20 protein-coding genes are annotated in these 22,653 nt (G+C 60.7%); 10 read left to right on the top strand and 10 right to left on the bottom strand.

The genetic code is table 11. The features are described from left to right. The first annotated feature begins 45 nt into the window (after positions 1-45). Both QN085_RS00260 and QN085_RS00265 read left to right on the top strand, forming a co-directional pair. A complete protein-coding gene (locus tag QN085_RS00260; RefSeq protein WP_285689103.1) occupies positions 46-399 on the top strand; it encodes a RidA family protein in 354 nt (117 codons plus the stop codon). A 116-nt stretch (positions 400-515) separates the two neighbouring features. Next, positions 516-2,159, top strand: coding sequence for an acetolactate synthase large subunit (locus tag QN085_RS00265; RefSeq protein WP_285689105.1), 1,644 nt, complete (start codon positions 516-518; stop codon positions 2,157-2,159). 483 nt (positions 2,160-2,642) lie between these two features. Here the strand turns inward: QN085_RS00265 and lpdA are convergent, their stop codons facing one another. Beyond that, positions 2,643-4,043, bottom strand: a complete 1,401-nt coding sequence (lpdA, locus tag QN085_RS00270) for a dihydrolipoyl dehydrogenase (RefSeq protein WP_013974854.1) — start codon at positions 4,041-4,043, stop codon at positions 2,643-2,645. Between the two features lie 207 nt (positions 4,044-4,250). Here lpdA and cfaB point away from each other — a divergent pair, with 207 nt between their 5' ends. Next, positions 4,251-5,435: a C17 cyclopropane fatty acid synthase CfaB gene (gene cfaB, locus QN085_RS00275; RefSeq protein WP_013974853.1), complete on the top strand. Its 1,185-nt coding sequence runs from the start codon at positions 4,251-4,253 to the stop codon at positions 5,433-5,435. Between the two features lie 141 nt (positions 5,436-5,576). Here cfaB and cls read toward each other — a convergent pair whose 3' ends face one another. Further along, positions 5,577-7,016, bottom strand: coding sequence for a cardiolipin synthase (gene cls / locus QN085_RS00280; protein WP_013974852.1), 1,440 nt, complete (start codon positions 7,014-7,016; stop codon positions 5,577-5,579). A 131-nt stretch (positions 7,017-7,147) separates the two neighbouring features. On the opposite strand from cls, the gene QN085_RS00285 reads away from it, so the two are divergent. Next, positions 7,148-7,675 carry a DUF3617 domain-containing protein gene (locus tag QN085_RS00285; protein WP_015272374.1) on the top strand — a complete coding sequence of 176 codons (528 nt, stop codon included), beginning with the start codon at positions 7,148-7,150 and terminating at the stop codon, positions 7,673-7,675. Here QN085_RS00285 and folE2 read toward each other — a convergent pair. After that, positions 7,659-8,564: a GTP cyclohydrolase FolE2 gene (gene folE2, locus QN085_RS00290; protein ID WP_024087926.1), complete on the bottom strand. Its 906-nt coding sequence runs from the start codon at positions 8,562-8,564 to the stop codon at positions 7,659-7,661. The genes QN085_RS00285 and folE2 overlap by 17 nt on opposite strands. A 201-nt stretch (positions 8,565-8,765) precedes the next feature. Here folE2 and zigA point away from each other — a divergent pair, with 201 nt between their 5' ends. The 3 genes from zigA to QN085_RS00305 are packed head-to-tail and all read left to right on the top strand — an operon-like array spanning position 8,766 to position 11,608. Further along, on the top strand, positions 8,766-9,974 hold the full coding sequence (gene zigA, locus QN085_RS00295) for a zinc metallochaperone GTPase ZigA (protein ID WP_013974849.1): 1,209 nt from the start codon (positions 8,766-8,768) through the stop codon (positions 9,972-9,974). After that, positions 9,971-10,597, top strand: coding sequence for a DUF1826 domain-containing protein (locus tag QN085_RS00300; RefSeq protein WP_013974848.1), 627 nt, complete (start codon positions 9,971-9,973; stop codon positions 10,595-10,597). The genes zigA and QN085_RS00300 overlap by 4 nt, the downstream gene beginning before the upstream one ends. Before the next feature lie 39 nt (positions 10,598-10,636). After that, the gene (locus QN085_RS00305; protein WP_013974847.1) at positions 10,637-11,608 is read left to right on the top strand and encodes a CobW family GTP-binding protein; all 972 of its coding nucleotides are present in this window, start codon (positions 10,637-10,639) and stop codon (positions 11,606-11,608) included. Here the strand turns inward: QN085_RS00305 and QN085_RS00310 are convergent, their stop codons facing one another. Next, positions 11,609-12,001, bottom strand: a complete 393-nt coding sequence (locus QN085_RS00310) for a DUF3301 domain-containing protein (protein ID WP_013974846.1) — start codon at positions 11,999-12,001, stop codon at positions 11,609-11,611. A 120-nt stretch (positions 12,002-12,121) separates the two neighbouring features. Here QN085_RS00310 and pdxY point away from each other — a divergent pair, with 120 nt between their 5' ends. Further along, positions 12,122-12,994, top strand: coding sequence for a pyridoxal kinase PdxY (pdxY, locus tag QN085_RS00315; RefSeq protein WP_023660501.1), 873 nt, complete (start codon positions 12,122-12,124; stop codon positions 12,992-12,994). On the opposite strand, the gene QN085_RS00320 is transcribed toward pdxY, so the two are convergent. Then, positions 12,991-13,476: an acyl-CoA thioesterase gene (locus QN085_RS00320; RefSeq protein WP_003260046.1), complete on the bottom strand. Its 486-nt coding sequence runs from the start codon at positions 13,474-13,476 to the stop codon at positions 12,991-12,993. The genes pdxY and QN085_RS00320 overlap by 4 nt on opposite strands. A gap of 343 nt (positions 13,477-13,819) precedes the next feature. Between QN085_RS00320 and QN085_RS00325 the strand changes: the two genes are divergently transcribed. Next, entirely contained in the window at positions 13,820-15,580 is a 1,761-nt protein-coding gene (locus QN085_RS00325) for a cation:proton antiporter (RefSeq protein ID WP_023660499.1), read from the top strand. A gap of 261 nt (positions 15,581-15,841) precedes the next feature. On the opposite strand, the gene QN085_RS00330 is transcribed toward QN085_RS00325, so the two are convergent. The 5 genes from QN085_RS00330 to zwf all read right to left on the bottom strand — a co-directional run bounded on the left by QN085_RS00330 (position 15,842) and on the right by zwf (position 21,673). Beyond that, the gene (locus QN085_RS00330) at positions 15,842-16,249 is read right to left on the bottom strand and encodes an SMI1/KNR4 family protein (RefSeq protein WP_013974843.1); all 408 of its coding nucleotides are present in this window, start codon (positions 16,247-16,249) and stop codon (positions 15,842-15,844) included. A 115-nt stretch (positions 16,250-16,364) separates the two neighbouring features. Beyond that, positions 16,365-17,219, bottom strand: a complete 855-nt coding sequence (locus tag QN085_RS00335; protein WP_013974842.1) for a Tim44 domain-containing protein — start codon at positions 17,217-17,219, stop codon at positions 16,365-16,367. A gap of 292 nt (positions 17,220-17,511) precedes the next feature. Further along, positions 17,512-19,698: a DNA helicase II gene (gene uvrD, locus QN085_RS00340; protein WP_013974841.1), complete on the bottom strand. Its 2,187-nt coding sequence runs from the start codon at positions 19,696-19,698 to the stop codon at positions 17,512-17,514. 130 nt (positions 19,699-19,828) lie between these two features. Next, positions 19,829-20,143: a hypothetical protein gene (locus QN085_RS00345; RefSeq protein WP_013974840.1), complete on the bottom strand. Its 315-nt coding sequence runs from the start codon at positions 20,141-20,143 to the stop codon at positions 19,829-19,831. 87 nt (positions 20,144-20,230) lie between these two features. Continuing rightward, positions 20,231-21,673 carry a glucose-6-phosphate dehydrogenase gene (zwf, locus tag QN085_RS00350; protein WP_023660645.1) on the bottom strand — a complete coding sequence of 481 codons (1,443 nt, stop codon included), beginning with the start codon at positions 21,671-21,673 and terminating at the stop codon, positions 20,231-20,233. Between the two features lie 103 nt (positions 21,674-21,776). Here zwf and hexR point away from each other — a divergent pair, with 103 nt between their 5' ends. Beyond that, entirely contained in the window at positions 21,777-22,643 is an 867-nt protein-coding gene (hexR, locus tag QN085_RS00355) for a transcriptional regulator HexR (RefSeq protein ID WP_011536461.1), read from the top strand. The last annotated feature ends 10 nt before the right edge of the window (positions 22,644-22,653 follow it).

Raw genomic sequence — 22,653 nt, forward strand, 5'->3', positions numbered from 1 at the left:
CCTGCAATTACTTCAATACCCAGTAGCGTGAATCGAGAGGGCAGCATGCAAAAGGAAAAAGCGTATTCCGACTTCATCCATCAGGATGGTTGGATCTACTTTTCTGGCAAGACGGGGGCAGCGGCAGACGGTTCTGTCCCGGACGACTTCGCGGAGCAAGCTGAGCAGGCTATCCACAACCTGAAGGCTGTGATGGCTTCGGCCGACTGCAACGTAGATAACCTGGTGAAGGTCACCATCTTCCTGACCAGCATGGACGACTACGTTGCGTTCAATGAGATCTACATCCGTCACTTCCCTGGCCGTCGCCCAGCTCGATCATGCGTGGCGGTTTCCGGACTACCGAGAAATGCCAAGGTTGAGGTTGAAGCCGTGGCGTACATCAGTAAGCAGAGCTGACCGGCTCTGCAATCACCGCTCCCCCCCTAATCACCAGTGTTGGTTTTAAGGCTTGAGATGCGACCGGCTCTTCCCGGATTGACGTCTCAAGCCTTCTTTTTGAGGTTACAAGCGAAATGGCTAAGGCCGCCGATGTCGTTGTGCAATGCCTGGAAAACGAAGGTGTCGAGTATGTGTTCGGCATCCCTGGTGAGGAAAACCTCGACCTGCTGGAATCCCTGCGCAAGTCGAAGATCAAGCTGGTACTGACCCGCCACGAGCAGTCCGCGGGGTTCATGGCCGCCACCTATGGCCGCCTGACCGGCAAGACCGGCGTCAGCCTGTCGACCCTCGGTCCAGGTGCAACCAACCTGGTCACCGCCAGCGCCTACGCCTACCTGGGCGGCATGCCGATGATGATGATCACCGGCCAGAAGCCGATCAAGAAGTCCAAGCAGGGCCGCTTCCAGATCATCGATGTGTGCGGCATGATGGACCCCATCACCAAGTACACCCACCAGTTTGCCTCGGCCGACAACATCCCGGCCCGTATGCGCGAAGCGTTCCGTCTGGCGGAAGAAGAGAAGCCGGGCGCGGTACACCTGGAGCTGCCGGAGGACATCGCTGCCGAGCAGACCGATGCGCTTCCAATTCCACGCAGCCTGCACCGCCGTCCGCTCGCCGAGCACAGGTCGATTGAAGCCGCCGTTGAAAAGCTGCAGAGCGCACGCAGCCCGATCCTGGTGATCGGCGCCGGCGCCAACCGCAAGATGACTGCCAAGGTCCTCAAGCAACTGATCGACAAGACCGGTATCCCGTTCATCACCACCCAGATGGGTAAAGGTGTGGTCGACGAACGCCACCCGCGCTTCCTCGGCAATGCCGCGCTGTCCTCCGGTGACTTTGTCCACCGCGCCATCGAAGCGGCCGACCTGATCATCAACATCGGCCACGACGTGATCGAGAAGCCGCCGTTCTTCATGGTCCGAGGCGGCACCGAAGTCATCCACATCAGCTTCCGTTCCGCCGAAGTCGACGCCGTTTACTTCCCACAAGTGGAGGTGATCGGTGACATCGCCAACTCTGTATGGCAGATCAGCGAAGCGCTGACCGACACCGCGCACTGGGACTTCAACCGCCTGATGGCCATCCGTGAGGCCAACGAAGCGCAAATCGCCGAAGGTGCCGACGACGATCGCTTCCCGGTCTACCCTCAGCGTCTGGTCGCCGATATCCGTCGCGTGCTGCCATCCGAAGGCATCGTCGCCCTGGATAACGGCATCTATAAAATCTGGTTCGCCCGCAACTACAAGGCACACAAGCCGAACACCGTGCTGCTCGACAACGCCTTGGCGACCATGGGCGCTGGCTTGCCATCGGCCATGGCCGCGCACCTGGTGTACCCGGATCGCCCGGTGATCTCGGTATGTGGTGACGGCGGCTTCATGATGAACAGCCAGGAATTGGAAACCGCAGTGCGCTTGAACATGCACATTACCGTGGTAATCCTGCGTGACGACGGCTACGGCATGATTCGCTGGAAACAGGCCAACATGGGCTTCACCGATTTCGGCCTGGACTACGGCAACCCGGACTTCGTCAAGTACGCCGAAGCCTACGGTGCCAACGGCCACCGCGTGGAAAGCGCCGAAGGCCTGCTGCCGCTGCTCGAGCACTGCATCAAGACCCCGGGCGTGCACGTGATCGACTGCCCGGTCGATTACAGCGAGAACGATCGCATCCTCAACAGCGATTTGCGCGTGCGAGCTCACGCCATCTGAGGCAGGCCGCCAGTTTGTCTGGCGGCACCCCCTGCGTCTTACAACCGGCAGCCAAACGAACCTGGCGGCCTGTGTTCGTCTGCAGCCTGAGAACCGTCATGAAAATTAGAAGAATCGGAATCGGAGTACGAGCAACCCTCGGCTTCGCCTGCATCGCTCTGCTCAGCCTGTATGTTTTCACTGCAGAAAATTAATGAGGTTCAGTTTGAGGCTGTAGACTGGTCGATGTTGTGTCAAACTTTAATCTGAAAAGCGAGTGGGCTTTTTCGCTAGTGTGATTGGCTGTGTCAAACTATGTTTCGTTTGCGTGCAGTACCCCCGGGGCTGAAACCCCCGGATTCTGCGGCCCTCTGTGTCAAACTATGTTCCGAGCACCCATGCGCCCCGTCGCGACACAAGGCCGCTCCTACAGGAAATTGCGTTCTCCTGTAGGAGCGGCCTTGTGTCGCGATGGGCTGCAAAGCAGCCCCCGGCTATCTCGCATCAGATCTGCATCGCCATCCCGTCCACATTCATCGCTGCCTGGCGCAAGGCCTCGGAGCGGGTCGGGTGGGGGTGGCAGGTGAGGGCGATGTCTTCTGCCGAGGCCGAAAACTCCATGGCCACGCAGAACTCACCGATCATCTCGCTGACACTTGGGCCTACCAGGTGCACACCCAGCACTTCGTCGGTCTCGGCATCGGCGATGACCTTGGCGAAGCCTTCGGTCTCGTGGTTGATCTTGGCCCGGCTGTTGGCCGTGAACGGGAACTTGCCTACTTTATAGGCACGCCCTTCGGCCTTGAGCTGCTCTTCGGTCTTGCCCACGGTGGCCAGCTCCGGGCGAGTGTAGATCACGCCAGGGATAAGGTTGTAGTTGACCTCGTGGGGCTTGCCGGCGATGCGTTCAATGCAGGCCACCGCTTCGTCTTCGGCTTTGTGCGCCAGCATCGGGCCGGAGGTGACGTCGCCAATCACCCAGATACCCGGCACGGAAGTGCGGTGGTGGTCATTGCCGAGCATGCCGCGCTTGTCGGTTTCCAGGCCCACGCTTTCCAGGTTCAGCCCTTTGGTATAGGCGCGTCGGCCGATGGCGACCAGTACATAGTCAGCCTGCAGCGTTTCTGCGGTGCCGCCAGCTGCTGGCTCCAGGGTCAGGTTCACGCCATCGGCGCTGGCGTTCGCCTGGGTCACCTTGCTACCCAGCTTGAACACCATGCCTTGTTTGGCCAAGGCCTTCTGCAGGGTCTTGGCGGTTTCTTCGTCGGTGCCCGGACAGATGCGGTCGAGGTATTCGATGACCGTGACCTGGCTGCCCAGGCGGCGCCATACCGAACCCAGCTCGAGGCCGATCACGCCAGCTCCGATGACGACCAAATGCTTGGGCACCTGTGGCAGCGACAGCGCGCCGGTGGAGTCGATGATGCGCTGGTTGTCGATGGTCACGCCCGGCAGGGGCGTAGGCTCGGAGCCGGTGGCAATGACGATGTCTTTGGCCTGCAGTGCGGTTTCGCTGCCATCCTCAGCCTTGACCACGACCTTGCCGACGCCATCCAGGCGACCCCAGCCCTTGATCCAGTCGACCTTGTTCTTGCGGAACAAGTACTCGATGCCCTTGGTCAGGCCGGTCACGCTCTCGTCCTTCTGTTTCATCATCTGGGCGAGGTTGAGGGTAGGTTTGACTTCGATACCGAGGTGGGCGAACTCGTCACCACTGGCGGCTTCGTACAGCTCGGAAGCATGCAACAGTGCCTTGGAGGGCATGCAGCCCACGTTCAGGCAGGTGCCGCCCAAGGTCGAGCGGCCTTCCACGCAGGCTACGCTCAGGCCTAGTTGGCCGGCGCGAATGGCTGCGTTGTAGCCGCCAGGGCCACCGCCGATGATCACCACGTCATAGGATTTCATGGGTTCAACTCCAGGATGAAGAAGCGCAAGAGGGGCACAAGGTTAAGCTGAGATGCAAGAATTGTATACAATCCGCGATGTGCATAAGATTAGTTGGTTCTAGACCATGGTCTCGTTTAGAGGAAACATCCCACGAATGAACTACTCTGATCCGGCGACGTTCGAAATATCAGGCGTCGTGGCCAAATACGGACAGGAGGGTCGTTCATGCTTGCGCAACTTCCACCGGCACTGCAGAGCCTGCATCTGCCGCTGCGGCTGAAACTGTGGGACGGTAACCAGTTCGATCTGGGGCCTAGCCCGCAGGTCACTATCCTGGTCAAGGAGCCACAGCTGATCAGCCAGTTGAGCCACCCGAGCATGGACCAACTGGGCACGGCATTCGTCGAAGGCAAGCTGGAGCTGGAGGGCGATATTGGTGAAGCCATCCGCGTATGCGATGAGCTGAGCGAAGCGCTACTGACCGACGAAGACGACACCCCACCGCAGCGTCAGGCCCACGACAAGAGCACCGACGCCGAAGCGATTTCCTACCATTACGATGTTTCAAACGCGTTCTACCAGCTATGGCTGGATCAGGACATGGCCTACTCGTGCGCCTACTTCCGTGAGCCGGACAACACGCTGGATCAGGCACAGCAGGACAAATTCGATCATCTGTGCCGCAAGCTACGCCTGGAAGCAGGTGATTACCTGCTCGACGTTGGCTGCGGCTGGGGTGGGCTGGCGCGTTTCGCTGCTCGCGAATATGGCGCCAAGGTGTTTGGTATCACCTTGAGCAAGGAGCAGCTCAAGCTCGGTCGCGAGCGGGTGAAGGCAGAGGGTTTGGCCGACAAGGTCGACCTGCAGATTCTCGACTACCGCGACCTGCCTCAGGACGGCCGCTTCGACAAGGTTGTCAGCGTTGGCATGTTCGAGCATGTCGGGCATGCCAACCTGGCGCTGTATAGCCAGAAGCTGTTCGGTGCCGTGAGGGAAGGGGGGCTGGTGATGAATCACGGTATCACCGCCAAGCATGTGGATGGTCGCCCGGTCGGGCGTGGCGCTGGCGAGTTCATCGATCGCTACGTCTTCCCCCATGGCGAGCTGCCGCACCTGTCGATGATCAGTGCCAGCATCTGTGAAGCGGGGCTGGAAGTGGTAGACGTGGAAAGCCTGCGTTTGCACTACGCCAAGACCTTGCACCACTGGAGCGAGAACTTGGAGAACCAGCTGCACAAGGCGGCGGCGCTGGTGCCCGAGAAGACCTTGCGCATCTGGCGGCTGTACCTGGCCGGGTGTGCTTATGCCTTCCAGAAAGGCTGGATCAACCTGCATCAGATTCTGGCAGTTAAACCCTACCCCGATGGGCACCATGATCTGCCCTGGACGCGTGAAGACCTATATCGTTGAATTGCTAAAAAGTACGCAAGCGCGACACCATACTCTGTGGGAGCGGGTTTACCCGCGAATGCGTCGGTACAGCCACTGACGTCTTCGCGGGTAAACCCGCTCCCACAAGGTGTGCGATACCCAGAGAGGGGCGCTTACGCTTCAGAGAATCGGCGAAATCAGCCGAGCAATCCGCATCCCCAGTTGCTGCAGCCGATGAGTATCGCGGCTGTCCTCCGCAGTAATTTCCCGTGCCTGTTCAAAGTCATTGCTCAGCATTTTCTCGACCTGGTCAGCGAAGCCGCGGTCGACCGTGAGCAGGGTGATTTCGAAGTTCAGGCGGAACGAGCGGTTGTCCAGGTTGGCACTGCCGATCGCGCTGACATCGTCATCCACCAGCACCACCTTCTGATGCAGGAAGCCCGGTTGGTAGCGGAACATGCGTACACCCGCACGTACCGCTTCGAAGGCGAAAAGGCTGGAGGCGGCATAGACGATGCGATGGTCTGGGCGTGACGGAATCAGCACTCGCACATCGACCCCACGCAGTACTGCCAAACGCAACGCGGCGAACACCGCCTCGTCGGGGATGAAGTACGGGCTGGTGATCCACACGCGCCGGGTGGCTGAATGGATCGCCTCAAGGAAGAACAGCGAGCAGGTTTCCTGTGGATCGGCCGGGCCGCTGGCCAAGGCTTGGCACAGCACGCCGTTGTCAGGGTAGGCGTCCGGCAGAATCAGCGGCGGTAGCTGGCGCGTGGCCCAGTACCAGTCCTCGGCGAACGACTCCTGCAGGCAGGCCAGCACCGGCCCGCTGATCTGCACGTGGGTGTCGCGCCAAGGTGAAAGCTGCGGGTGGCCACCGAGGTACTCATCGCCCACGTTGTGCCCGCCGATAAAACCGAGCAAGCCATCCACCACCACGATTTTGCGGTGGTTACGGAAGTTAACCTGGAAGCGGTTGAACCAGCCCCGACGGGTTGCAAAGGCATGAATCTGTACACCACCGTCGCGCATCAACTGGCTGTAGCTTGCCGGCAAGGCATGGCTGCCGACACGGTCATACAGCACGAACACCCGCACCCCCTCGGCGGCCTTGCGCAGCAGCAGTTGCTGCAACGCTTTGCCAAGATTGTCGTCATGGATGATGAAGAACTGCACCAACACCACGTCGCGGGCTTTTTCGATGGCGGCAAATATTGCATCGAATGTTGCTTTGCCATCGATCAGCAGCTTCACCTCGTTATTGGCAAGGCAAGGCATGCGCCCGAGCTTGGGCATGGCGCGCAACGCCGCATAGCTTTCCGACTCGCGGGCCGTGAGGGCTTCTTCTACCCAAGGCCGCCAGTTGAGGTTGGCCATGGCCACATGCATTTCCTGGTTGGCCTGGCGCCGGGCCTTGATGTAGGCATAGAACGAGCGCGCACCAAAAATCAGGTAAGGGATCAGGGTGAGGTAAGGGATGAAGAACAACGGCATGGCCCAGGCGATTGCGCCTTGGGCAGTGCGCACGGTGAACAGTGCGTGCAGTGCGGCGACGATACCCAGCAGGTGAACCAGGCCGAGTAGGTAACCGAAGAAGTAGGGGCTGTGGTAGTCCATATGCATCCTGCTTGCCGAGTACACTTGAGTAACAGAACACGTTCCCGGTCCGCCTTGCAACCTGCAGGTGGATTTGGCGTCTAAGGCTCAGCCCGGCCCACTTGGCCGGCTTTTTCCAGGAGCGTTCGTCCATGAAGATTCGTCTGCCACTGTTGGCGTTGGCCCTAGGTGTGAGCAGCCCGCTGGTGCATGCTCAGATGCTACAGCCAGGTTTGTGGGAGCTGACCACTAGCAACATGCAGGTCGATGGCAAGCCGTTACCCGATATGGAGTTCATGCTCGGCCAGTTGAAGAACCTGCCGCCAGAGCAGCGCGCGATGATGGAAGGGGTGCTGGCCAAGCAGGGAGTGACTGTTGGGGGTAAGGGGGTGCGCTCGTGCCTGACGCCAGAACAGGTGGCAACCAACGATATCCCTCTGCAGGACCCGAAGTCAGGTTGTACCCAAAAGATAACCGACCGCACCGGCAATGTATGGAAGTTCCAGTTCAGCTGCCCCAAAGCGCAGGGCAGTGGCCAGGCGACTTTCCTCAGTGACCGGGAATTCACCACCCAGGTCAACGGTACATTCAACGCCTCGGGTGTACAGCAGCAAGGCAGCATGAACACCCGTGCCGTGTGGTTGGGCAATGACTGCGGCTCGGTCAAGCCGCGCAGCTGACATCCCATTGCCACTGGCTGGTTGCGACAGCGTCGTGGGCATGCAGGCTTTCTGCATGTTCCACGCGCAGCTTGAAGGCCGTGCTCCATTCTATTTGCCTTAGCGCCTTGTGCAGGCGTCGTGCGGCGTCTTCGCAGAACATCAGGTTCTGGCCGTTGGCCAAGGCAAAGGCTTGTTCGTCTGCGCGCTTAACTGCGGTCTGCACCGCTGTCCCCAGGCTTGCTTCTATGCAGTCGATCAACTCGGTGATTGGCAGAACCTGCTGATTGCTGCGCAGCCTTACCTGGATTAGCGCGCTGCTACGTTGGCTATGGGGCGTCGCTACGATGCCTTCGGCGCTGCCAAGCCACTGCAGCACTGCAGATTTGTCGACCTGCTCTGTACTGAAATGCGCCTGGAACTGCTGCTGAATCAGTTGCCGTGCAAGTGCAGCCGAGCATGGGCAGGTCGAGGAGTAAGGGACAGAAACGGATAGTTCCACGTGGAACATTTCATTTTCGATCCTTGCATCGACTGTGACCGCATAGCTTTTCCAACCCTCCAACGGGCTGATCAACGCAGGCCTTTTCAGTAGATGCTCGAAGCGCAAACGCAGATAGGCGGCGGAAGAAAGGCCTTCGTGGCTGCTGAGGAAGTTACCCAGCAGCTGGCGGATGGTGAGCGGCGTCAGAGGCTGATGTTCCAACGACTCTAGGGCGAGATAAAGCCGCGACATATGGATACCGCGTGAGCTGCCGTCTACCAGGCTAACGCCGGCATCGACCGTGGCAGCTGCTGTGCGCCCCTCGAACTGTACAGGTTGGGCGATCCCGCACATACCCACCCAGTTCAAAGGTAAGGCGTATTCATGGGTTTGTGCGGCAATGTCGGGGAGCTTGAGCTGAGTCATCTGGTATTCCAAACAAAAGGGAGATCAGCGGCCATCACCGATCAAGCTGCAATGCCAGGAGGGCACCCTGGCACGTGGCGGGTTCACTTTTCCTCCCGGTGGGCATTCGTTCGTCACGAACGGCTTGGCGAAATTGTATTGTTACTTTATAACATTGTGCAATGCATCGTTTCGAATGCGCTCGCCTGAAGAGGTTTCGCCATGTCCAACCGTCTCCCTGTCACCGTGCTATCCGGCTTCCTTGGCGCCGGCAAGAGCACCTTGCTCAACCATGTGCTGCGTAACCGCGACAACCTGCGAGTCGCGGTCATCGTCAATGACATGAGCGAAATCAACATCGATGCGAGCGAGGTGCAGCGCAACGTAAGCCTCAACCGTGCCGAGGAGAAGCTGGTGGAGATGAGCAATGGCTGCATCTGCTGCACGCTGCGTGAAGACCTGCTCGAGGAAGTGGCGCGGCTGGCTGAAGAAGGGCGTTTCGATTATTTGCTGATCGAGTCCACGGGGATCTCGGAGCCACTGCCTGTGGCCGAGACCTTCACCTTCCGCGACGAACAGGGCCGTAGCCTGTCCGACATGGCGCGCCTGGACACCATGGTCACTGTGGTCGATGGCCTGAACTTCCTGCGTGATTACCAGGCAGCAGACAGCCTGGCCAGCCGTGGCGAAACCCTGGGTGAGGAGGACGAGCGCTCAATCAGTGACTTGCTGATCGAGCAGGTCGAGTTCGCCGATGTACTGTTGCTGAGCAAGATCGACCTGATCAGCCAGCACGAGCGCGAAGAGCTCATGGCCATTCTGCGCAGCCTCAATGCCCGGGCGCGGATCGTGCCCATGGTCATGGGCCAGGTACCGCTGGACCGCATCCTCGACACCGGCCTGTTCGACTTCGACCAGGCCGCCCAGGCACCGGGCTGGCTGCAAGAGTTGCGCGGCGAGCATGTGCCGGAAACCGAAGAGTATGGCATTGCCGCCACCACCTGGCAGGCCCGGCGCCCCTTTCATCCACAGCGCTTTTTCGACTTTATCCACAAGCCATGGAGCAATGGGCGCCTGCTGCGTTCGAAAGGTTTTTTCTGGCTGGCCAGCAAATACCAGGAAGCCGGAAGCTGGTCGCAGGCAGGCGGCATGATGCGCCATGGCTTGGCGGGCCGCTGGTGGCGTTTCGTGCCGCGCGAGCAGTGGCCACAGGATGTGGATAACACAATCGCGATCTTGAAGAACTGGGTTGCCGAGAGCGGTGACTGCCGCCAGGAACTGGTGTTCATCGGGCAGAATATTGACTTCGAAGAATTATCCACAGCACTCGATGCATGCCTTTTGACCGATCAAGAAATGGAATTGGGGCACATGGGCTGGTTGCGCCTGCCCGATCCGTTCGGTCCATGGCATGAGGAGGCCGCAGCATGAACCCTGCATCCAAGCCTGTGGATATTTTCCAGGTATTTGGCGAGACACCGCAGGTGCTGACCGATGTGCTGCAGGATGGCGTAAACCTGGCAGTATGGCGGCGACGTTTGCCACCACAACTGGAGGACTTTGCCGCGCTGGTGGTCAGCCTCGGCCAGCCCTTGGCAGACCAGCGCGTCATCGATGTGGATGAGCAGCACATGCCGGTTTTCACCGAACTCTTGCGCGAAGCGGCCGACTTGCACGGCTATGAGGCATTCGTGGCGGATGTGGCCTGGCTGGTGGCGGCCTATACCTGCCTGGTGGGTGCGCAGCGGGTAGGTTTGCGCCTGCGGGTACTGACAGGCCCGATGTGCCCGCGCTTCCATGTGGATAACGTTCCGCTGCGTCTGCTCACTACCTACGCAGGCCCAGGTAGCGAGTGGTTGAAAGAGGACGCGAGCCCTCGTGGCAACTTACACACAGCAATACTTCCTGTGGATAACGTTCAGTACTTGCAAGCTGGCGATGTGGCGGTGCTCAAAGGTGAAAAGTGGCAGGGCAACGAAGGTGCGGGCCTGGTGCATCGGTCGCCATCGGGGCAGCAGGGGCGCCTGCTGCTCAGTCTTGACTGGCTGGCCTGACGGCGCATAGTGAGGCATCGCCATCGCCCGAAGCCGCCCATGCTGCAGAACATTCCCACCCACGTGATTGCCGGCCCGCTGGGGGCCGGCAAGACTACCCTGATCCGTCACCTGTTGGCCCAACGCCCGGCCAATGAGCGCTGGGCAGTATTGATCAACGAATTCGGCCTGGTAGGCCTGGATGCGGCCTTGCTCAGCCGTGACGAAGACGGCATCGCCATCGGCGAAGTCGCAGGTGGCTGCCTGTGCTGCGTCAATGGCATGCCGTTCCAGGTGGGCCTGGGCCGACTGCTGCGCAAATCCCGCCCTGACAGGCTGTTCATCGAGCCGTCCGGGCTGGGTCATCCCTTGCAGTTACTCGCTCAGTTGCAAAAAGCCCCTTGGGCTGGAGTGCTGACAATACAGCCATTGCTGATGGTCGTGGACGCGCAGTCGATGGTCCGGAACGAGCAGCTTCAGGAGGATCAACAGCAGGCGTTCGATGCTGCTGAAAGCGTTGTCTTGAACAAATCAGAGGCTGTGGATGAAAGCGCTAAATTGTTGATAACTAATAAATTTTATAAAAAGAAAATATTCTGGACCGTCCAAGGTGGGCTGCCCTTGTCGGACCTTCCGGCTGTACCCCATGGCATTGTCGACAGCTCGCTTGTGGATAACAGGATTGTCGACAATCTTGTAAATCCACCGACAGCGCTATGGGCAGACCCCGGGCAGCCGATCTGTCTTGCCCAGCAGGGAGAGGGAGGTTGGAGCATCGGCTGGCGCTGGCACCCTGGGCAGCAGTTTTATCCACAGCGGTTGCAGGCGTTCTTGCGGGCTTGGCCGTGGCGGCGTGCCAAAGGGGTTATCCACAGCGTGGAGGGCTGGCAATCATTCAATGGCCTGAATGGGGACATGCCCGCCTGGCAGCCCAGCGACTGGCGCAGGGATACGCGTATCGAGCTGATTTTCGACCAGCCGCAATCGCAATCCGCGCTGCAGGCCGGGTTGAGCGAATGTCGTGTCAGCTGATCAGTTGCGCCAGCGGTTGTGCTCCTGGCGCCACTGCTGCATCTCGATGACGTTGTCGGCGCGCGGCGGGGTCTTGATCTCGAACGGGTAGGGCGCTAGTTCGATCTGCACGCTGTGGGCGCCGAACTGGGTCACGGTACCGGGGTGGCGCTGTTCGCCCGTGACGGTGAATTCGAAGGCGTAGACGCGCGCCAGGCGCTTGCGGCCGTTGGCGTCACGGACAAAGGCGATGCGCTTGAGTGCGACCGCGTCGTCGAGCAGTTCGAGGTCGAGCTTGGCGCAATGCTGTTTGACCCGTTCCAGGGCTTTCTCGCGCAACCCGTGGTTGTGCCACAACCAGGCGCCTGCCGTGGCGACCAGCATCAGGACGAAGAGGTTTTCCAGGGTCAACATTTGCGTATGCTCCAAACAGGTCGATCCAGCTTAACTGCGTCCCTGGCCTGTCGTACAGGTGGCAATCGAGTTCATACTGCGTTGCGCACAATCCCTGAAACAGCTTTGGAAACCTCCCGCATGAAACGTACCCCGCACCTGCTCGCCATCCAGTCTCACGTGGTGTTCGGCCACGCCGGCAACAGCGCCGCGGTGTTTCCCATGCAGCGTATCGGGGTCAATGTGTGGCCGCTCAATACCGTGCAGTTCTCCAATCACACACAGTATGGCCAGTGGGCGGGTGAAGTGCTTGCCCCCGCGCAAATTCCTGCGTTGGTGGAAGGCATTTCCAACATCGGCGAGCTGGGCCATTGCGATGCGGTGTTGTCCGGTTACCTGGGCAGTGCCGAACAAGGTCGGGCGATTCTGGCTGGCGTCGAGCGGATCAAGGCAGTCAACCCAAAGGCTTTGTACCTTTGCGACCCGGTCATGGGGCATCCTGAGAAGGGCTGTATCGTGCCAGCGGAAGTGAGCGAGTTCCTGCTCGATGAGGCGGCTACCAGGGCCGATATCCTGTGCCCCAACCAGCTGGAGCTGGACAGCTTCTATGGCCGCCGAGCGCAGTCGCTGGAGGACTGCGTGAACATGGCGCGCAGCCTGTTGCAGCGCGGGCCGCAGGTGGTGCTGGTCAAGCACCTTGCTTACCCCGGGCGCGCCGAGGACCAGTTCGAGATGCTGCTGGTGACCGCCGAGCAGAGCTGGCATCTGCGCCGCCCGCTGCTGGCGTTCCCGCGGCAGCCGGTAGGGGTGGGTGACCTGACCTCAGGCCTGTTCCTGGCCCGCGTCCTGCTCGGCGACAGCTGGGTGCAGGCGTTCGAATTCACCGCTGCGGCCGTACACGAAGTGCTGCTGGAAACCCAGGCCTGCTCCAGCTATGAACTGCAGCTGGTGCGGGCCCAGGACCGCATTGCGCACCCAAGGGTGCGCTTCGAGGCACAGCTGCTGGCGCTTTAAATCGCGTCGGTTTTCAGGTCCTGGTAGCGCTTTTCCAGCTCCTGGCGGATCTGACGGCGCTGCTGGCCCTGCAGGAAGCGGCGCTTTTCTTCACTGCTTTGCGGCTGGCGCGGCGGCACCTGCACCGGGCGACGGTTGTCGTCGACCGCTACCATGGTGAAGAAGCAGCTGTTGGAATGGCGCACCGAGCGCTCGCGGATGTTCTCGGTCACCACCTTGATGCCCACCTCCATCGAGGTGTTGCCGGTGTAGTTGACCGACGCCAGGAAGGTCACAAGTTCACCCACGTGCACCGGCTCACGGAAGATCACCTGGTCGACCGACAGGGTGACTACATAGCTGCCGGCATAGCGGCTGGCGCACGCATAGGCCACTTCGTCGAGGTACTTGAGCAGGGTGCCGCCATGTACGTTGCCAGAAAAGTTGGCCATGTCCGGGGTCATCAGGACGGTCATGCTCAGCTGGGCGTTTCCAGGTTCCATAGTGTGCTCACGGTGAGGTTGCGCGGAATCGGGCGAATGGGGGGCATTATCTGTAGACACTTCTGTTCCCCTCTTTTGAATTTGCCTTCCTGGTACGGGACGTTGGCTGACGCTCCATCGTCACGCCGATCATGCCATCAGCGGCGCTTTTCCAGCCGATCTGTTTCTGCATATTGCACCGCCTTTTTGCGGCGGGGTGCGATGTTAACCTGACTACACCCATGCAACATGGGCTTTTCCTGCATTCAAAACAGTATGTACTTGCTGCTCGCTCAGGGTTGCCTTGGCAGAGGAGCGGTCTGCCCAGGCATCCAGCAACGGACGAGAAAAGGAGTATCACGCCATGCATGCCATCAGCTTCATCCAGGACCTGGCAGTCATCATGCTGGTTGCTGGCGTGGTCACCATTCTCTTTCACCGCCTCAAGCAGCCCGTGGTGCTGGGCTACATCGTCGCTGGCTTCATCATCGGCCCGCACACCCCACCGTTCGGCCTGATCCACGATGAAGGCACCATCAAGACCCTCGCCGAGCTGGGGGTGATCTTCCTGATGTTCTGCCTGGGTCTTGAATTCAGCCTGCGCAAGCTGTTCAAGGTAGGCGCCACGGCGTTTATCGCGGCGTTCCTGGAAATCGTGTTGATGATCTGGATCGGCTTCGAGATCGGCCGCTGGTTCGGCTGGAGCACTATGGACTCGCTGTTCCTCGGCGCCATCCTGGCGATTTCCTCGACCACCATCATCGTCAAGGCGCTCAACGACCTGAAGATGAAGAACGAGCGTTTCGCCCAGCTGATATTCGGCGTGCTGATCGTCGAGGACATCCTCGGTATCGGCATCATCGCCCTGCTGTCGGGCATCGCCGTCAGCGGTACGGTCAGCTCGGGCGAGGTGTTCTCCACGGTCGGCAAGCTGTCGCTGTTCATGATCGTCGCGCTGGTCATCGGTATCTTGCTGGTGCCGCGCCTGCTGGCCTACGTGGCCAAGTTCGAAAGCAACGAGATGCTGCTGATAACCGTATTGGGCTTGTGCTTCGGCTTCTGCCTGCTGGTGGTGAAGCTCGAGTACAGCATGGTGCTTGGCGCCTTCCTGATTGGCGCGATCATGGCCGAATCGCGCCAGTTGCTGAAGATCGAGAGCCTGATCGAACCGGTACGCGACCTGTTCAGCGCCATCTTCTTCGTCGCCATCGGCCTGATGATCGACCCCCAGGTGCTGATCGACTACGCCTGGCCAATCGTGGTCATTACCCTGGCGGTGGTGTTGGGCAAGATGTTGTCGTGTGGCATGGGCGCGTTCATTGCCGGAAATGACGGGCGTACATCGCTGCGGGTGGGCATGGGGCTTTCGCAGATTGGCGAGTTTTCCTTCATCATCGCCGCGCTGGGCATGACTCTGCAGGTGACCAGCGACTTCCTCTACCCGGTGGCTGTGGCGGTATCGGCAATCACGACGCTGCTGACACCCTACCTGATCCGTGCCGCCGACCCGCTGTCGCTCAAGCTGGGCAAGGTGGTGCCCAGCCGCCTGGCGCGGGTGTTGTCGTTGTATGGCGAATGGTTGCGGAGCATCCAGCCGCAAGGCGAGAGCGCCATGCTCGCGGCGATGATCCGGCGCATCCTGTTGCAGGTTGGGGTGAACCTGGCGCTGGTGATCGCCATCTTCTTCAGTGGGGGCTATTTCGCCGAGCGGATCGGCAACTGGCTCAGCGAGTGGGTCAGCGATACCAGCCAACAGAAAGCGCTGATCTGGGGCGCAGCGCTATTGCTGTCGCTGCCATTCCTGATTGCCGCCTATCGAAAGCTCAAGGCGCTGTCGATGCTGCTGGCAGAGATGGGCGTCAAACCGGAAACGGCCGGACGGCATACTCAGCGCGTGCGCCGAGTTATTGCCGAGGTGATCCCGTTGTTGTCGCTGCTGGTGATTTTCCTGCTGCTGTCGGCGCTGTCGGCGAGCATTCTGCCCACCAGCGAACTGCTGTTGGTGATTGCCGTGGTGGCTGCGGTGGTGGTGGCCTTGCTGTGGCGCTGGTTTATCCGCGTGCATACGCGCATGCAGATTGCCTTGCTGGAGACGCTGGAGAACAGCCGCGAGAATACGCACTGAAGAGGGCAATGCTCCCTGCGCAAGATTTCACCGTCGTCCGAGGGGATGGAGCGGTAGCGATGTCGCCAGGCGCAGAAAGCCTGGCGATTTTAACTATGCCGGTGGCACTAGGCCATAAATTTCCCATTTCTGGGCCGGCCTCTTCGCGGGTAAACCCGCTCCCACAGGTACTGCACAATGATCAGCACCTGTGCAATACCTGTGGGAGCGGGTTTACCCGCGAAGAGGCCGGCACAAGCAGCACCAGATCAGAGATCGAAATCAGCTCTCCAGCCAGACATCCCGCGCCCAGTGCCACACCGATTCCCAGCTGTCTTCACCGACGATTTCCTCTTCGGCATCCCACAGCACCACGGTGCCATCCTCTTCGACGCAGTAGTAGTTGTCGCCGTCTTGGCACAGTGGAATCAGGTCACGCGGTACGCCGGCATCCCAGGCGTTGGCGGCGACGTCGGGCAGGTAGGTATGTGACTGTGGGTCGGTAACGGTCACCGGCTCCAGTGAGCCATACACCACGTCACTGACGGTCAGCAGGAACTCTTTGAACACGAACGGAATGTTGATGAACAGCTCTTCTTCGATTTCGACCAGCAGGTCCTCGTCGGGAAGCTCAAGGGGCACCGGCACTGGCTCGTTGGCTTCACGGAGTTGTTCGATCACTTCTTCCACGGTTCACTTCCTCTGACCTAGATGACAACGCTGCGCGTTATACCCTAGTAGGCCACTCTGGCAAAAGCAAAAACCCCGGGACAGGCCCGGGGGTTTTTTGTGCAGCACGCAGCGGTTAGCCGTTTTGACGGATACCGGCCACCAGCCAAGGCTGGTTTTCGCCCTGGGCGCGAACCATGTGCCAGCTTTCGCTGAACACTTCGCCCTGGTCGAAGCGCGAGTTTTTCGACACGCCACGGAAGGTCAGGGTGGCGTCGGTACGGTCGGCGCGGTCGTCGACACCGTCCAGCTGCACCTCGAGGTTGTCGATGTAGGTGGACTGGAAGCCATCACCCAGTTCGGCGCGCTCGCGCTTGAGGAACTCGAGCATCTGCGGGGTGACGAACTCGGCGATCTTGTCCATCTCGTTGGCGTCCCAGTGCTGCTGCAGCGCCTGGAAGTGGTTACGGGCAGCAGCCAGGAAGTTCTGCTCGTTGAACCAGGCCGGGGCGTTGATCACCGGGGCGGCTGCGGCAGCAGGTGCGGCCGAACCACCGAAGATCGACGGCTGGGCAGGCTGCGCGTGAGCTTCACGCTGCATCGGCGCATGGCCCGGCATGGCCATTTGCGGCTGCTGCTGGCGACGGCGCGCGGCGATGAAACGGAACACCAGGAAGGCGATGAGCGCCACGATCAGGAAGTCCATGATCTGGAAGCCTTCGAAACCGTCGCCCATGAACATGGAAGCCAGCAGGCCACCGGCGGCGAGGCCGGCCAGAGGGCCCAGCCAGCGCGAAGCACCGCTGGCGGCCGGAGCGGCACGGCCAGGTGCGGTCGGCGCGGCGGCAGGCGTGGTTGGCGTGGCCTGGCGGGTCTGGTGAATAGGCGCGGAGCCCGAGCTCTTGCCGCCGCCAAAACGCTTGGCGTTGGCGTCCAGGCTCAGCGTCAGGCCGACGCAGAGCGCCAGAGCGATGCTAAGAAAACGTTGCATAAGTGGGATATCCCCTGTTGTGGATTGCACGCGCGTCATGGTGCACAGGTTCCCGGGCACATGACCAGCGACATAATGTTTCGAGCTTTTGCCTGAATGTTACAAACCCAACACGACCTGCCCTCGGAATGCTGGCGCAATACTTGTGGGAGCGGCCTTGTGTCGCGATAGGGCTGCGAAGCAGCCCCGAGATATCAGCGTCAAAGCCACAATCGTGGGGCCGCTTTGCGGCCCTTTCGCGACACAAGGCCGCTCCCACAAAGGCTGCTCCTACAAGGGACCGCGCAGGCTTTCAGATGGCCTCGAGCTTGGCATACCCCAGCATCAGCCACTTGCTGCCTTCGGCAAAATTTACCTGCACCCGCGCCTGGGCGCCGGAGCCTTCGAAGTTGAGGATCACACCCTCGCCAAACACCGCATGCTGAACACGCTGGCCCAGATTGAACGAGGTCTGCGGAATGCTGGCATTGGCGAACAGGTTGCTGTTCGTGGCCGTCTTGGCCCCGCCGAACGGGCGGCTGACGCTGTTGGAAAGGCGCACTTCCTGAACCAGGCCTGCCGGAATTTCTCGTACGAAACGTGACACCTTGTTGTAGGTCTCGCTGCCATACAGGCGACGCGTTTCGGCGTAGGTCATGACCAGCTGGCGCATGGCGCGGGTGATGCCCACATAAGCCAGGCGGCGTTCCTCTTCCAGGCGGCCAGGCTCTTCCAGGCTCATCTTGTGCGGGAACAGGCCTTCTTCCATGCCCACCAGGAACACATACGGGAACTCCAGGCCCTTGGCACTGTGCAAGGTCATCAGCTGGACGCTGTCTTCATGCTCGTCGGCCTGTGTATCGCCTGCTTCGAGCGAGGCGTGGCCAAGGAATGCCGAGAGAGGCGAGAGGTCGGCGTCTTCGTCGGTAGACTCGAAGTTGCGCGCTGCGCTGACCAGTTCCTCAAGGTTTTCTACCCGTGCCTGGCCCTTCTCACCCTTTTCTTCCTGGTGGTAGATGATCAGCCCGGACTGCTCGATGGTGGTTTGGGTCATGGTATGCAGCGGCATGTCCACGACCTTGGCAGCCAACCCCTCGATCAGCTCGATGAATGCACCCAGGGCACTGGCAGCGCGGCCTTTCAGGGCTTTGGCGGCAAGCAGCTGGCACATTGCTTCCCACATCGACAGCTGGCTGTGGCGGGCGTGCTCGCGTATGGCTTCGACAGTTTTTTCGCCAATGCCACGTGGCGGCACGTTGATCACCCGTTCCAGGGCAGCATCGTTACCGCGGCCTTCGATCAGCCGCAGGTAAGCCATGGCGTTCTTGATTTCGGCGCGCTCGAAGAAGCGCTGACCGCCATAGATGCGGTAGGGGATGCGTTCGCGCAGCAGGGCTTCTTCCAGCACCCGCGACTGGGCGTTGGAACGGTACAGTATGGCGATCTCGTTGCGCGCATTGCCCTTCTTGACCAGGCTCTCGATGGTTTCCACCACGTAGCGCGCTTCGTCGTGCTCGTTGTAGGCCGCATACAGGGTCAGCGGTTCGCCTTCACCCATGTCGGTCCACAGCTCTTTGCCCAGGCGCCCGCTGTTGTTGGCGATCAGCGCGTTCGCCGCCTTGAGGATGCCACCGGTGGAGCGGTAGTTCTGCTCCAGGCGGATCATCTCGGCGTCGGGGAAGTCGGCAGTGTACTGGTGAATGTTCTCGATCTTGGCACCGCGCCAGCCGTAGATCGACTGGTCGTCATCGCCCACCGCCATCAGGCTGTCACCGCCGCGCGCCAGCAGGCGCAGCCAGGCGTACTGCACGGCGTTGGTATCCTGGAACTCGTCCACCAGCACGTGGCGGAAGCGCCGCTGGTAGTGCTCCAGCAGGCCCGGGTGGTCGCGCCACAAGTCCAGGGCGCGCAGCAGCAGCTCGGAGAAGTCGATGACCCCGGCGCGCTCGCAGGCCTGCTCATAGGCGGTATAGACGTCGCGCATGGTCGACAGGAACAGGTCGCCCCCGGCCTGGATATGCTGTGGACGCAGGCCTTCGTCCTTTTGCCCGTTGATGAACCACTGGGCCTGGCGTGCCGGCCATTTCTGCTCGTCCAGGCCCAACTCGCGCATCACCCGCTTGATCAGGCGCTGCTGGTCGTCGCTGTCGAGGATCTGGAAGTTCTGCACCAGCCTCGCTTCCTGCCAATGGGCCCGCAGCAGGCGATGGGCCAGGCCGTGGAAGGTGCCGACCCACATGCCCGCCGGGTTGATACCCAGCAGTTGCTCGATACGCTGGCGCATTTCTGCCGCGGCCTTGTTGGTGAAGGTCACCGACAGGATCGAGTGCGGCGATGCCTGCTCCACCTGGATCAGCCAGGCAATGCGGTGCACCAGCACGCGGGTTTTACCGGAACCGGCGCCAGCAAGCACCAGTTGACGCCCTAGCGTGGCCGCTACGGCCTGGCGTTGGGCATCGTTGAGGGAATTCAGCAGGAGGGAGAGGTCGTCTGTGCGCATCGGGCCATTCTAGGGCGCGGCAGGAAATGGGGCAAACCTCTACTGTATAAATATTCACCTGCAACATGCCCGTTCATCGAGCCGATGGAAGGTGCCAGGCCACCGCTCGGGCGACCTGGCCGGCAGCGGCTCAGTCAATCGCCTCGATGGTACGAATTTCGCAGCGCTGCGAACCGTCTGCATGAATGATCTCCACGGTTTTCCAGCCAGTGCCGCCTGCACGCTCGAAAGCCACGGTTTTTTCCGTCAGCACCTGCGGAGTGATTGCGCCGCTATCCAGAAGTTGAAGCTCAAGTACTTCCCAACCACCCCTGTGGCGCAGCTTGGGTTCGACCAGCACCGGTTCGATGGCCGGGGAGGCGACCGTAACGGTGCCGTGAACCCTGAAAACCTGCTTGCCGTGAGCGATGTCGTTGATTGCAACGAGGTTGGTGATAATGGCCATTGTCTGCTCCTGTTTCGGGTTGAAAGTAGCGCCAGTGCGCTGGGCTACTTTCTGCCCTTTCGCCTGCCACGGGAGCAGGGCAGTGCTTCAGCTATGCCATTGCCTGCCGTGCCTGGCGAGCAGGCTGTTGGCTTGCTCTGGCCCGTTACAGCCTGCCGGGTACGGTCGCGGCGCCTGGAAGTGCTCTTCACAGCCCTTGATGATCGGGTCGATCCAGGCCCAGGCCGCTTCCACCTCATCGCGGCGCATGAACAGCGTCGAGTCGCCCTCCAGCACATCCAGCAGCAGGCGCTCGTAGGCGTCCCAGCGGCGGGTCTGGCTGAACACCTGGGCCAGGTTCAGGTCCAGGTCCACAGGCTCCAGGCGCATGCCCTTCCCCGGGCTCTTGGTCATCATGCGCAGGCTGATGCGTTCGTCCGGTTGCAACTGGATCAGCAGCTGGTTGACCTGGCCACCATTGAAAAGCTCGTGGGGCACCGGCTTGAACTGGATGACGATCTGCGATGAGCGCCGTGCCATGCGCTTGCCGGTACGCAGGTAGAAGGGCACGCCCGCCCAGCGCCAATTGTCGATGTGCGTCTCGATGGCGATGAAGGTTTCGGTGTCGCTGTCGTTGTCGACGTCCTTTTCGAAGTAATAGGCCGGCACTTCCTGGCCGCCGATGCGCCCGGCGCCATACTGGCCGCGTACGGTCTTGTCCTGCACGTCCTGGCCAGTGATGGGCTTGAGGGCCCGCAGGATCTTCACTTTCTCGTCACGCACCGCTTCGGCCTCGAACTGCGCGGGGGGCTCCATGGCCACCAGGCATAGCAGCTGAAGCAGGTGGTTCTGCAACATGTCGCGGGTCGCCCCGGCGCGGTCGTAGTAAGCACCACGGTTCTCTACACCCAGGGTCTCGCAAACGCTGATCTGCACGTGATCAACCTGGTTGTTGCGCCACACCGGCTCCAGCAGGGCGTTGGCAAAACGCAGGGCCATGAGGTTCTGCACGGTTTCCTTGCCCAGGTAGTGGTCGATGCGAAATACCTGGTTTTCCTCCAGCACTGCGCCAATCGCTTCGTTGATGGCGGTAGCCGATTCCAGCGAGTGGCCGATCGGCTTTTCCAGCACGATGCGCGCCTCAGTGTCTGCCAGGCCGGCGTTATGCAGGTGCTTGGCAATCGGCACGAACAGATTGGGGGCGGTGGCCAGGTAGAAGATGCGCGTCAAGCCGCCGGGCTCGCCCAGGTAGCGCGCCAGGCGACCGAAGTCGGCGCTTTGCGAAGCATCCATGGCGAAATAGTCGACCCGTGCGGAAAACCGCTGCCAGACCTCTTCGTCGAAGTCGTTGCGGGCAATCTGTGCCCGGCAATGGCGTTCGGCGAGCTTGAGATAATCGTTACGTGGCAAGTTGCGTCGTGCCAGCGCGATGATCCGCACGGCGTTGTTCAGACGGGCCTCGCGAAACAGGTGGTAGAGCGCCGGAAGCAATTTGTGCAGGGCCAGATCGCCGGTGCCGCCGAAGACCAGAATGTCGCAAGGAATAGTCAAACCACCACTCTCCACGTTCGTTTAACTGGGCGGGTTGGCGTCCATGTAGTATAACTACAAGAAAGCTACAACCCGGCCAGCCGATCATAACCGAGTCCAGCCTGTGAATCTGTTGCAACATATCGCCCAATCGCGCCACCTGCTGCGCAAATCGGAACTCAAGGTAGCCGACCACGTGCTACTCGACCCGGCTGCCGTCATGCACAGCTCCATGGCCGATCTGGCGCACAGCGTGGGTATCAGCGAACCGACCATCGTGCGTTTCTGCCGCGCGATCGGTTGCTCGGGCTTCCAGGACCTGAAGCTGAAGCTGGCGCAGAGCCTGGCTGCGGGGGCGAGTTTCGGCCAGTTCGCCATCCATGAAGACGACTCGGTCGCTGACTACAGCCTGAAGATCTTCGACACCACGCTGCACACCCTGATGGAAGTGCGCGAGCACCTCGACCCACAAGCGCTGCAGCAGGCGGTGACTGCCATGGCCCAGGCGCAGCGTGTGGAGTTCTATGGCTTTGGTGCTTCCGGTGCAGTGGCGGCCGATGCTCAGCACAAATTCTTCCGTCTGTTGCTCAGCGCGGCAGCCTATTCCGACCCGCACATGCAGGCGATGTCGGCGGTGACCCTGAAGCCGGGTGATGTGGCGGTATGCATTTCCCAGTCGGGCCGCTCCAAGGACCTGCTGATTACCGCCAACCTGGTCCGTGAGAGCGGCGCCAACCTGATTACCCTGTGCCCAAGCCAGACACCGCTGGCGGAGCTATCGACGGTAAACCTGGCGATCGATGTGCATGAGGACACCGAAATCTACACCCCGCTGACCTCTCGTATCGCCCACCTGGTGGTGATCGACGTGCTGGCCATGGGCGTAGCCATGGCGCGCGGGCCGAGCCTGGTCAACCACCTGAAGAGCGTGAAGCGCAGCTTGCGCAGCCTGCGCTTGTCGCCCAAGTCGATCAAGGCTACCGACGACTGATTGTCGTTGC

The organism is Pseudomonas sp. M2(2023), assembly GCF_030263955.1.
Lineage (GTDB): Bacteria > Pseudomonadota > Gammaproteobacteria > Pseudomonadales > Pseudomonadaceae > Aquipseudomonas > Aquipseudomonas asiatica.